At 55.1% G+C, this 10,585-nt stretch carries 4 protein-coding genes and 2 pseudogenes; 5 read left to right on the forward strand and 1 reads right to left on the reverse strand.

Going from position 1 to position 10,585, the window contains the following annotated elements; all coding sequences use genetic code 11:
* Window positions 1–477: 477 nt before the first annotated feature.
* Window positions 478–2,241, reverse strand: a complete 1,764-nt coding sequence (locus E1J61_RS35670) for a P-loop ATPase, Sll1717 family (protein ID WP_133098494.1) — start codon at window positions 2,239–2,241, stop codon at window positions 478–480.
* 289 nt (window positions 2,242–2,530) lie between these two features.
* Between E1J61_RS35670 and E1J61_RS35680 the strand changes: the two are divergent.
* From E1J61_RS35680 to E1J61_RS35705, 5 genes and pseudogenes are all read left to right on the forward strand, one after another.
* Window positions 2,531–3,232: pseudogene (locus E1J61_RS35680) on the forward strand (ISKra4 family transposase); the annotation flags it as partial.
* A gap of 546 nt (window positions 3,233–3,778) precedes the next feature.
* Window positions 3,779–4,008 (forward strand): annotated as a pseudogene (locus E1J61_RS38570) (H-NS histone family protein); the annotation flags it as partial.
* Window positions 4,009–4,344: 336 nt separating this feature from the next.
* Complete coding sequence (locus E1J61_RS35695; protein ID WP_133098497.1) at window positions 4,345–8,688, forward strand: ATP-binding protein; 4,344 nt, start codon at window positions 4,345–4,347, stop codon at window positions 8,686–8,688.
* Between the two features lie 510 nt (window positions 8,689–9,198).
* Window positions 9,199–9,933, forward strand: a complete 735-nt coding sequence (locus E1J61_RS35700) for a hypothetical protein (protein ID WP_133098498.1) — start codon at window positions 9,199–9,201, stop codon at window positions 9,931–9,933.
* Between the two features lie 550 nt (window positions 9,934–10,483).
* Window positions 10,484–10,585 (forward strand): transposase DNA-binding-containing protein (locus E1J61_RS35705; protein WP_133097564.1); only part of this gene is annotated, 102 nt, incomplete at its 3' end.

Here is a 10,585-nt window from a genome sequence, read left to right on the forward strand (position 1 = left end):
CTTCCGTACGTTGCTCGATGATCTGGCCACGCTCGCGTACAACGTCTGTCACACCCCCCTGAACCCGCAAGCAAAGATCGTCATGATCACGCGGCCGACCCCAGTTCAAGAAAAGGCCTTCCGCCTGCTCAACGTCAGCCCCGTCGCCTGTACCCAGTAATTGACTCGCTCGCGCGCACATAACCGTGAGAAATCAAAGCATTATGCGCGCCGCGTGCCAAAGCTCGGCTTAGTCAGCCCCCGGTTTGGCGCGGTCTCCTCCCACGGAAATCCACCACCAGAGTCCACGCGCCGTCAAGTAAGCATGGCCAGGCAGGGGTGCGGTCGGGCAGCGCCACGCCAGAGCGAAGGCAGGGATCAGCCAGCGACCTTCGTGCTGCTCGTCGGCGAGCTGGCTGCTCAAGTATTGGCCCGGTCGTGTCTCAAGCCCCCTTCTGGGCCTGCGCTTGAAATCACGTACCGGCTGTGAATTTAGAATCAAATCTCGAGGGGACGTATCTGCTGGAAGATGACCGGGAATTCATACGTGCGCTGGGAGAGAACTTGAGCACGATTGATGCACCGAAATAGCCCGGCATGCTCATAAAATGCAAGGAAATGCCCTAATCGGTCGTCGAGCTCTCCTTTCGCAGCAAGCATCTTTCCAATGTGTTTCTTTACATCGTTAGATGTAAATTGCATGGAATTCTTCGATTTTGAAATTGCTTGCATAAAAAGCAAAGCAGGTCGCTTAAATTCCTCGCTCAAGCCGATAATTGTATTCAGACATATAGCCCTGGTTTCATCGTATGCCGAAGAGACTTGGTCTCGAAGAATAAGAGGATACTCGCCTTTCTCATTGAGAGTGACAGACTGATCCGGATTTCCTCGGTAATATTCGCGCGCTTTCGCTACACATGAATTCAAAAATTGCAACATCACCCGTGGAGTTGTATTCCCACTTGCGAAGTGGAAGTGCGTAGCCAAATACTCGGAAAGTTCAATGTTCATCACCTTGCCACCTTTCGCAAAGTGATTCACTTTCCGTGGAAAAATAGACATGATCAGCGCTTGAAAAATCACATCCTGCATATTAGTGTTCCGCGCATCGTACTCGTCTCTTTTGCTTAAATTAAGTCTCATTCTGACGCGCAGTACAGCCATCTTCGCAAATCTGAGGATGGAGAATTTGCTTTCTTCTTGATATACGTCTGCATTAAGAGACCTAAGAAGTCTCTTGTCCAAGCGAAGCGATTCCGCGTCATACTGAAACTTCAAAGTTCGCCGGCCAAGTACTTCAGCAAAATTATGAAATATTCGCATTGCCATGAATTGGCGAATATCCTCCTCCGACCATCGTAATTCCGTTTTCTTTGGATCAATTTTATCCCGTCCAATCGCGGAAAAATCCAAACGCTCGAAAAGATCGCGTCGCAAGAAAAGTTTTGGCTTCAAATTCGGGTAGGACTGATAGTCACGCCAGCAGTGCAGAAGTGCCTGAAGGATGGCTTTTTGTGTTTCGTATTCATCGCCCGCAACGAATTCGTCGATTTTATCGACGAGAAGATACGCAATGCTTTTCTTTTGCTTAAGAAATGCATTGAGCTCTGCCTTTATATGCGGAACGTCAATGAGTTGGCTTTCATCAATCTCGCCGCTGGCGGGGCTTGTTATTGGTTCAACCGTAGTATAAAAGTTGGGTATAACCAAGCCAAGATGGCCGCCTTCTAGCTTTACTCCTACGGTCTTTTTTGTATTTTTGAACAGATCGACGATGCCGAGTTTTTGCTCGGGTGTTTTTCCGAGAATTCGAAAGAATCCGTCTCGCAGAGTGATGAAATCTCTATCTTCTCCGAATTGGACGCCAAGCGACTCCAGGCACCTACTGAGTAAAAATATTTCCCACACAATTCGATGCGGCGCGTCTAACGTATTTACCGGGTCTCGCACCTGAGTCGTGACATGTTCCTTCAAAGTTTTATATGCGAGTTCTTCATCGATTGGGACGTAGAACTGCGTCAACTTGCCGGTCGACTTGAACTCAAGCTTCCGTGCGGTAAGTAGGCGAAACAGTGCCGTTTTTCCCGTTCCCCTGTCACCGACGACGATGGATTTGCTCTCTTCAAGGAACTCAACAACCGGGGTGATCTGCAACATGCAGGTCTCAAGCAGCGGATCATCCTTACCGTCTGGCTCGCCAAAGTTAAAGACCGAAAGCTTAGAGAGCGAAAATTTTTCTGGCAGCCCATGGACGCGGTTCATTAATCGTCTTCTCGTTTTCAATGCTAGCCTATCAAACCAGTCGCGGAGGCCCATTCGACCTCACGCGGTAGCAAGGCCTCCATTTTTGAAAGAATGTAACCAGATTTTACATTGACATCCTAAATTTGACACTTTTTTCCGAAATGAGGCCAAAGTCGCCCAATGTCGCCGCTAATAAGGTCGAACGACCGGCAAGTTTCAGAAGACGGAATCGAATGCCGGGCGGCGAAGCAAACGAAAGGGCCTTCCTCACTTATAGACTCTTCCGAACAAGTCCGCCCCTGACTAGGTCGGCGGCAGGCTGCATGCGGAACAGGCCACCGACGCACGGCAGCAGGCGGAGGTGACCGCGAGCGTCGGTATGCCCGAGATCCCGGAGCCACTCCGATCCGCTGCATCGGCATTGACGGCGGCTACCTTCGGCGGGGCAGCCATCGGTGCCGTCAGGATGGCTGGTTTGAAGTGATCGTCGGGAAGTCCCTGCGGGATCAGGATGGCGGGCATGGTTTTGCCTACGTGCACAAGCTGAAGCGCCGACCGGCCGATCGCATGTGGAACTTCCTGCTACGAGAAGGTGTGCAACCCAGTCAGCCGGTCACCTTCAGTCGGACGGCGGGGATACCGTACGGTTTGCCCAACTCGGCTTTGGTGACCGCGGTGAGTACGTTCTCGATTGGTTCCATCGCTAAGCGGGTACAGAATCTCGAACAGATGATCAAGGACCGGCCGGTACCCTTCGAGGGCCCGACCAACGCGGCATTGATCAAGGCGCTGCATGGTGCCAAATGGCACCTGTGGCACGGCTGCGCCTATCCGGCGTTGCGCCGACTGGAAAGCCTTGGCTGGGATCTGGAAGCTGAGGCCAGCCCCGAAGGCAAAACTCCTCGGCAAGCTCGAGGAGTTCATTGTCTATCTCGACAACAATCGGCACTTCATCGTGAACTACGATAACCGCTATCGGCATGGGGAGCCCATTGCATCAGGTTTTGTCGGCCCTCTCGGCGCAGCTGGCCGAGGCGCGCCAGGCGCACGCGGCGACGCAGGTGCGGCTGGAAGCGGGGCGGGCGGAACTGGACGCCACCGGGCGGCAACTGGCGGAACTGCGCACCCAATTCTCGACTGAGCTCGAGCGCGCCCGCGTGCAGGTGACCCCCGCCCAAGAGCGGGCCGACGACAGCGAGCGTTTGAGCCTGCGCGAACTGGAGCGCAGGGTCAAACGCTCGGCAATCGGCTCGCGAGCGCCGAGCAGGCGCAGCGGAAAGCGGCTCACGACCTGGACGCGGTGCAGGCGGAGCTGGGTGCGGCGCAACGCCGGGCCGAACTGGCCGAGGCCGACGCGGCGTGGCGCGCCAGCTACTGGCAGAATTGCGGGTGGCGCCACCCGGGCGGGGGGAAGGTGGTGGCGGGCGGCGGCGCAAGGCCGGCGGACCGGCGCCGACCGACAAGGAGGCGCCAAGCGCAAAACTGGACGAACAGCAGGGCGCGCCGACAGCCGCCTCCCACCCGTATGACGGCAGCGACAGCAGTGACGACAGCCATGGCAGCAAAAACTGAGCGGGCGGCGGCGATCCGCTGGATCCAGAGCCAGACGGCCGACTATGGGCTGACCATGGCGGAGTTGGATGCGGCGGGATGCTTCGACCCGACGCCGTCGCCTCCGCCGGCGACGGTCTGCAATCGCAACGCCCAGGGAATGAGCTGGGACGGACAGGACGAGATGCCGATTGGCTACGGCGGGTGGTCAAGGCGGGGCAGAGCGTGGAGTTCTCCGGGGCGGATAGCCAGCAGCCGCTTCAGAGAGCCCTGCTTCTTGCGACGCGAGCCGCTCCCGTGCTAATCAAAAAGGTCAATAGCTCCACGAAGCTGACATTGGGTAGTCCATTCCGCAACTGCTAGCGCCGTCGTGCGTCACGAGACATTATGCAGGGAGACTGTTGAATGCGTTCTTCCGTGTAACGGTGAGTGGGGGGCACGCTTCTTCCGTCAGATGAAGGTGGGTCGATGACACGGAGTTGCAAAAATCGGTATTGAGATGCTTGTCGACGGGTTGCGTCTCGAAGCTAGTGATGAAGATATAACGGTATTTTCGGAAAATTCTCTATTATGGCACTACCCAAAAACCAAGTTAAGCGCATCAATCGGACGTTCTGCAATATTTCATCCGAGGGAATCGCGGAAGTCGAGCGGACTTCCCTGCTTGCGCAAATGCGCCTGTCCGGTGGTGCCATCCATTGGGATGATCTGCTCAAATCGCAGCGAATATTGGTCATCTCCGAGGCGGGGACTGGCAAGACCTATGAGTGCCGTTCACAACAACGAGTACTTTGGGACAACGGCGAGCCAGCCTTCTATCTCGACCTCGCGGAACTCGCCGTATGCGGCCTGCGTGACTTGTTGTCGGCGGACGAAGAGACACGGCTTGACGCATGGCTTACCGCACAGTCCGAAGTGGCCACCTTTTTTCTTGATTCTATCGATGAACTGAAGCTGACGCTCGGATCTTTCGAAACGGCTCTTAAGCGGCTGGGAAAAGTAGTCGCTGGTCAACTTCGTCGCGTGCGCGTAGTGATTACCACGCGACCGATTCCTGTGGATCAAGAGATGATACGCAAGCATCTCCCCGTTCCTGATCCCGTCGATCTCGACGCTAGTGCAGATGTCTTTGCCGATATCGCCATGGGCCGTCACCAAGACGAGATTCGGAACTCGGACGCTAAGAATCCTTCGCCGTGGCGCACCGTTACTCTCATGCCACTGTCGGATGAACAGATCAAAGACATGGCCGCAATCGAAAGCGTCGATGATCCAGAAATACTTCTTGCGGATATTCTGCGCCGCAACGCCGAAGATTTCGCAAGACGCCCACAGGATCTCGTGGAGCTCTGTGCGGACTGGCGAGACTTCCGTCGTATTCGGACACACCGCGAGCAGATCGCCCACAACATAGAAGTAAAGCTCAGGCCGCGTACTGAGCGGCGGGAATCGGCACCGCTCTCTCCGGACAAGGCATTGACCGGCGCTAGTCGCTTGGCGCTCGCCGCGCTACTTACCCGCAGGCTCACAATTCGACACAGTGTCGAGTCGGACAGATATGGTGAACCGGGAACTTCGTTGGACCCTGCCACTGTCCTGCATGACTGGACTGCCGATGAACGGCGCACACTGATTGAGCGGGCGCTGTTCGGCTTCGCGAGCTATGGTCGAGTTCGATTCCATCATCGTTCGGTGATCGAGTATCTCGCGGCGTGCCGCCTTGAGGAAACGCTTTCCCGTGGCATGCCGATGAGGTCTGTTAAGCGATTGCTTTTTGCGAACACACCGCAAGGCGTAATGGTTGTCAAGCCAACAATGCGTCCCGTGGCAGCTTGGCTTGCGGGATCACAGCCTAGCATCTATGCCGAGGTGTGTGATCGCGAGCCGGAGCTATTGCTCAATCACGCCGATCCCGAGCGGCTCACGGCTGATCAGCGCATTGAGGCGCTGCGCATATACGTGCGGAGATATGGTCAAGGTGGATGGCGAGGGATGCATGTGCCTCGCGTCCAGGTGGAGCGCTTCGGATCGGCCGTTCTTGGAAGTGAAATCCGGCATTTATGGAAAGCGGGAATCGAGAATCCTGAGGTCCGCGAACTTATGCTCGATCTGATTGCGTCAGGGCCGATACATGATTGTGCTGATCTTGCATACGAGATTGCCATGGATAGTGCTGCAGAGCGTGGGGAGAGGGCGGATGCAATACGGGCCTTAGTCGGGCTCGATGATTCCCGGCTCGAGGGTGTCACCCGATCCTTGGAGCTGGAACCTCATCACTGGCATCAGGCGCTTGTTCGACGCGCCATCAACCAGCTGTTTCCACGTCATATTTCGGTCGACAGGCTCTGCCGAGTCCTTGAGCGCACGCAGCAGTCTCAGCGCTCCACTGGAGAACTCGAATGGGTGCTGCCACTGGACATTGCTGCAGCGCCGCTAAATTCCGACTATTTTCGCACGTTATGCGCTGGACTAACCGAACTCGTTACCGAAGACCTTGTTTGGCGAGATCGGTGGCCCCACTCGGTAAGTAAGCGGCCCCACCTCGTTCAAGCACTTTCTGCGGTCTGCTTGCGTCTGATCAAAGCGGGACATACCGATATCCAAATCATTAGATCGGCGGTGATCGCGCTTCGTCTGGCGCGCGAGGAAGAGCTGTCAGACAAGCCATCACAGACGTTGCGAGAAGCTTTTCGCGACATGCCTGACTCGGTGCGGGAGTCTGCGTTCTGGTCCTGTGATGCCTTTGCCCAGGCATTACACCCGCAAGAGACAGCATGGAGCCGTCTATTCGAGGTGTCGTATCACGGCCCACTGGATTTGAATTTCGAGCATGACGGCGCATGGATGAAGCGGAGTCTCTCAGACCACAATCGGCCACTCCCCGAGCGAGCTATGGTGCTTGAGGCCTTGACGCGTAGCATCTGGGATGGAACCGGAAAATGGCAGGACCATGTTGAAAATCTTAGGCAGTATGTCGCAGACTCCCCGGAGTTACTTGAACAGATCGACGACCAACTGAAGCCCAAGCCGGTCAATTCTGAACAGGTGAAGCTTGAGGCCAAGATCAGTCGTCAGCGAAAATCCGCGGAGTTGCGTGACGCCAAGCACCACGCAGAATGGGTCGCGTTCTGGCAAGAGATATCAGAACACCCGGAAGCCGCATTCAGTCCGGATCAGGTTGATAAGACCGTTTGGAATCTATGGCAGGCAATGCAGAGGTCGGGCAATGAAAGCAGATCATCCGGCTGGAATCGACGATTCCTGGAGCGCTGTTTTGGCAAGGACGTTGTGGACCGTTTGCGGGCAGGCATGCGCTCCGTTTGGCGAAAGGATTGCCCGTCCCTGCGAGTGGAGCGCGGTATTGGTGAAAAGGGCGTCTTCCTCATTCGTTGGCAGCTTGGCCTGGCGGCAATTGCCGCCGAAGCGGAGGATGCGGGCTGGGCTCGCCAGCTATCGTTCGAAGAGGCTGAACTGGCAACTCGCTACGCGGCGATCGAACTCAATGGATTCCCCGCGTGGCTTGAACAGGTGGCGGCTGTGCATCCATCCGCGGTGGAACGCACGCTTGGTCCGGATCTAGAAGAAGAGCTCAATGAGATGGCCGCGCCGAATTCGTTTGCCATTCTTCTGCAAGCTGTAAGCCATGCACCTAGCATAGTCATAAGCCTCTTTGTGCCTCGGTTGGCTTCGTGGCTCGACGCAAATGCTAGCCGTTTGAGAGAGCATGAAGATGTTGTTGCCACCAATGCTCGCCTTCAGCGCGTGCTTGAAATTCTACTTACCCACGGCGGGGATTCGAAGCGATCCCACCTACTTTCCTTAGCTCACGAGCAGGTTCAAGCAGCTGGTGACGAGCGCTTAGACCGTTCTTGGCTGTCCATTTTGATGAGGTTGGATCCTAACATAGGTACCGACATCTTCGAGCGCAAGCTGGCTAGCTGGGAGCCCGCTCAGAATGGTCCAGCCGTTACGTGGTTCGCCAACTTGTTTGGCGAGCGACGTGGCAATTTTGTCGTCGATCTCACCCAACCCGAGTTCACGCCTGCGTTGCTTTTGCGTCTTGTACGGCTGGCCTTTCGCTATATCCGCCCGTCCGACGATGTGGAGCATGAAGGGACTTACACTCCGGGACCTCGCGATGATGCACAGGATGCAAGACATGCACTGCTGAAGACGATCGTGGACTCGAAAGGGCCTGATGCGTGGGCAATCAAGCTCGAGATGGCTGATGACCCTTTGTTTGTCAATTTCCGTGACCGGCTTGCGCTACTTGCCAAGGAGAAGGCAGCCGAGGAGATGGACGAGGCGGTATTGAGCGAAGCCGATGTCGCAGCAATCGACCGATACGGAGAGGCGCCACCGGCGACCCGTGAAGAGATGTTCGCGCTCTTGCTAGACCGTCTGGATGACCTCGACGACTTGCTACTACAGGACGTATCCCCGCGCGCATCCTGGGAAATGATCAGAGACGAGAAAGTTATGCGTCAGGTCATTGCGCTGCAGCTACGTCATGCCGCAAACCAGGCCTATACGGTTGATCAAGAGGCTGTGACAGCCGACGAAAAGGAAACTGATATACGTCTTCGCGCAACGACACTTGGACAGCAAGCAACAATCGAACTGAAAATCGGCGAGAACGGATGGTCAGGCCGCGTTCTTCGCGACACACTCAGAAATCAGCTTGTTACCAAGTATATGGCTGCTGATAGCTGCCGCGCTGGTTGTTTGGTGGTTACCGTCGCTACAAATAGGAAGTGGGAGCATCCGGAGACAGGTGACACGCTGGACGTCAAGGGACTCGAAGCAATGTTAAATGCCGAAGCTGCTAGGATCGTCTCCAACATGGGAGGACAAATACGTCTTGCAGCCAAAGTTCTTGATCTGCGACCACGCTTAACTACGGAGCGAGGTTGACCGCTTTGGGGCACACTGGGCACGCAGTACCTGCAACTGCTCGATGAGCTAACCAGCTTGAATAGCGATGCAAGTACCTCAGATGCGAGCTGCGCTCGCATCTGGCTTAGCTTGTAGCCGGTAAGCATACTCAGCGCATACCGAGCCGGTAGTCTGCGATCAGGCTGCGGCTGATCGTCGCCAGCGCGCGTTGGCAGGCTGATGCGAACAGCTGAGCCGGCGGCAGCCCCTGCCCAGTCTGAATTGTCCGGGCGCATCGCGCCAACGAGGTTGGGGCCTTAACTGCGAGGCGTCTATCGCTTCCCGATTGAGCATTGCACCGGACAGTTGCTGCCGTTATGGACTGCACCAGAACTAGGACTACGAGCTAATATGAGGGCTTGCTTTGCCCTCACCCGCGAACGGTCGAAGAGAGAGCGCAAAACCATAGTCAATGATTATCGAAGCTTCTCTTATAGGGCGCAGATGTGCGCTAGCGTGGGGGGGCATGTTTCAGTAAATGGTCACGACATGACAACTTGGAATCTTAAACAAACGCGCGAACTCTTGCGTCGTAAATTCGAAAATGGAAATCAGTTTGAGAAAGCACAAGAATGCCTTGGCTCGGTAATTGATCGTTGCGAATATGCGCGATTCCACTACTATGAGATAAAAGAAATTCTCGAGAAAGAGATTACACCTTCTTCTGGAGAAAGCAAGCTAGTTGCGCTTTTTGGGGGTAAATCTCAAGAGAGTCAGCGTGAATTTGATTTTGCGCTCGGGAAAATCGGGGCTCACGTAGTAGCGTGCGTGCAAAGTTTGCATGCTGTTTCGGATATTCTTGCCCATGCCATTTACTATTCTCTTGGAATCAACTTAAGCTCGGATTCTATCCCAGAGCGTAGGGTGAGGGTAAGTTCGGTTAGAAATAAACTTCAGAATTTTGCAGGTTATCAATTGCTATCGGAGGCGCTGAATTCAATTGTCACTCATGACCACCACGCATATCTAGACGCACTCGCAAACCATAGCAAGCACCGCAGCCTTGTGAAGCCAGGTCTTTGGCTTGACATGACCTCCGGTGCTTCAGAGCAATTTTCATTGAAATTTCAACAATTTGAGTACGATGGAAATTATTATGAGGAGCGCGAAGTTGAGATATTTTTGAAAGAGGTTTTAAATCAAATATCAAAAATAGTTGTAGACGCCGGAAACGAGCTTAATGGGGTTTTTCAACGGGCGGGCAGCTTGAAAATTGAAGTTTAGCCGTACAGAATGCTGCAAAAACCCGGGGAAATCAGTTGCTCGACTGTGGGAACGTTGGTTTGCACAATTTTGTTCCTGCTGGTCGCCCGCCGAGGCACCGGGAACAATTTTATGCAAAGAAATTTTGCAGAATATTGTTCCTCCAGTCGACGTTTTGCGTAATTTTGTTCCTTTCCCAACGGATCGGTCAGTCGCTGCCTGGCCCGCTGCGGCTTGCGAAGACGCGGACGCACGCCCGTCAGGGGCCCCGTGCGCGCCCCGCGCGCTCACGGTGCCAAGCCGGCGGCACGCCGGTGAGGCTGGAAGGGCGGCCGTCACGGGTCAGGCCTCCTTTCCGCGGCGCTCTTTGGTCTGGCCCATGGGGCCAGGAACAAAATTCTGCAAAAACCGGGAACAAGTTTGTGCAAACCGACGCCCGTTGAGGCCATCTCCTTATACAGAAGTAGTACCGTCTCCACCGTGGGGCATGGAGCCTGAGGCCGTGGAAATTTCGAGGTAAGGGGTTGTTAACTTCGCCTGACTCGCGTTTACTGTCGAGTTTTTAGCAGCGATGGGCAACGAGTCGGGGGCATGGGTGGACGAGGAATTTGAGAGCCTGGATCTAGGTGATCCGCGGCGGGATCGGCGCGCCAAGGAGTTGCTCAAGCGGTTT

The organism is Cupriavidus sp. L7L (genome assembly GCF_004353535.1).
Classification (GTDB): Bacteria; Pseudomonadota; Gammaproteobacteria; order Burkholderiales; family Burkholderiaceae; genus Cupriavidus; species Cupriavidus oxalaticus_A.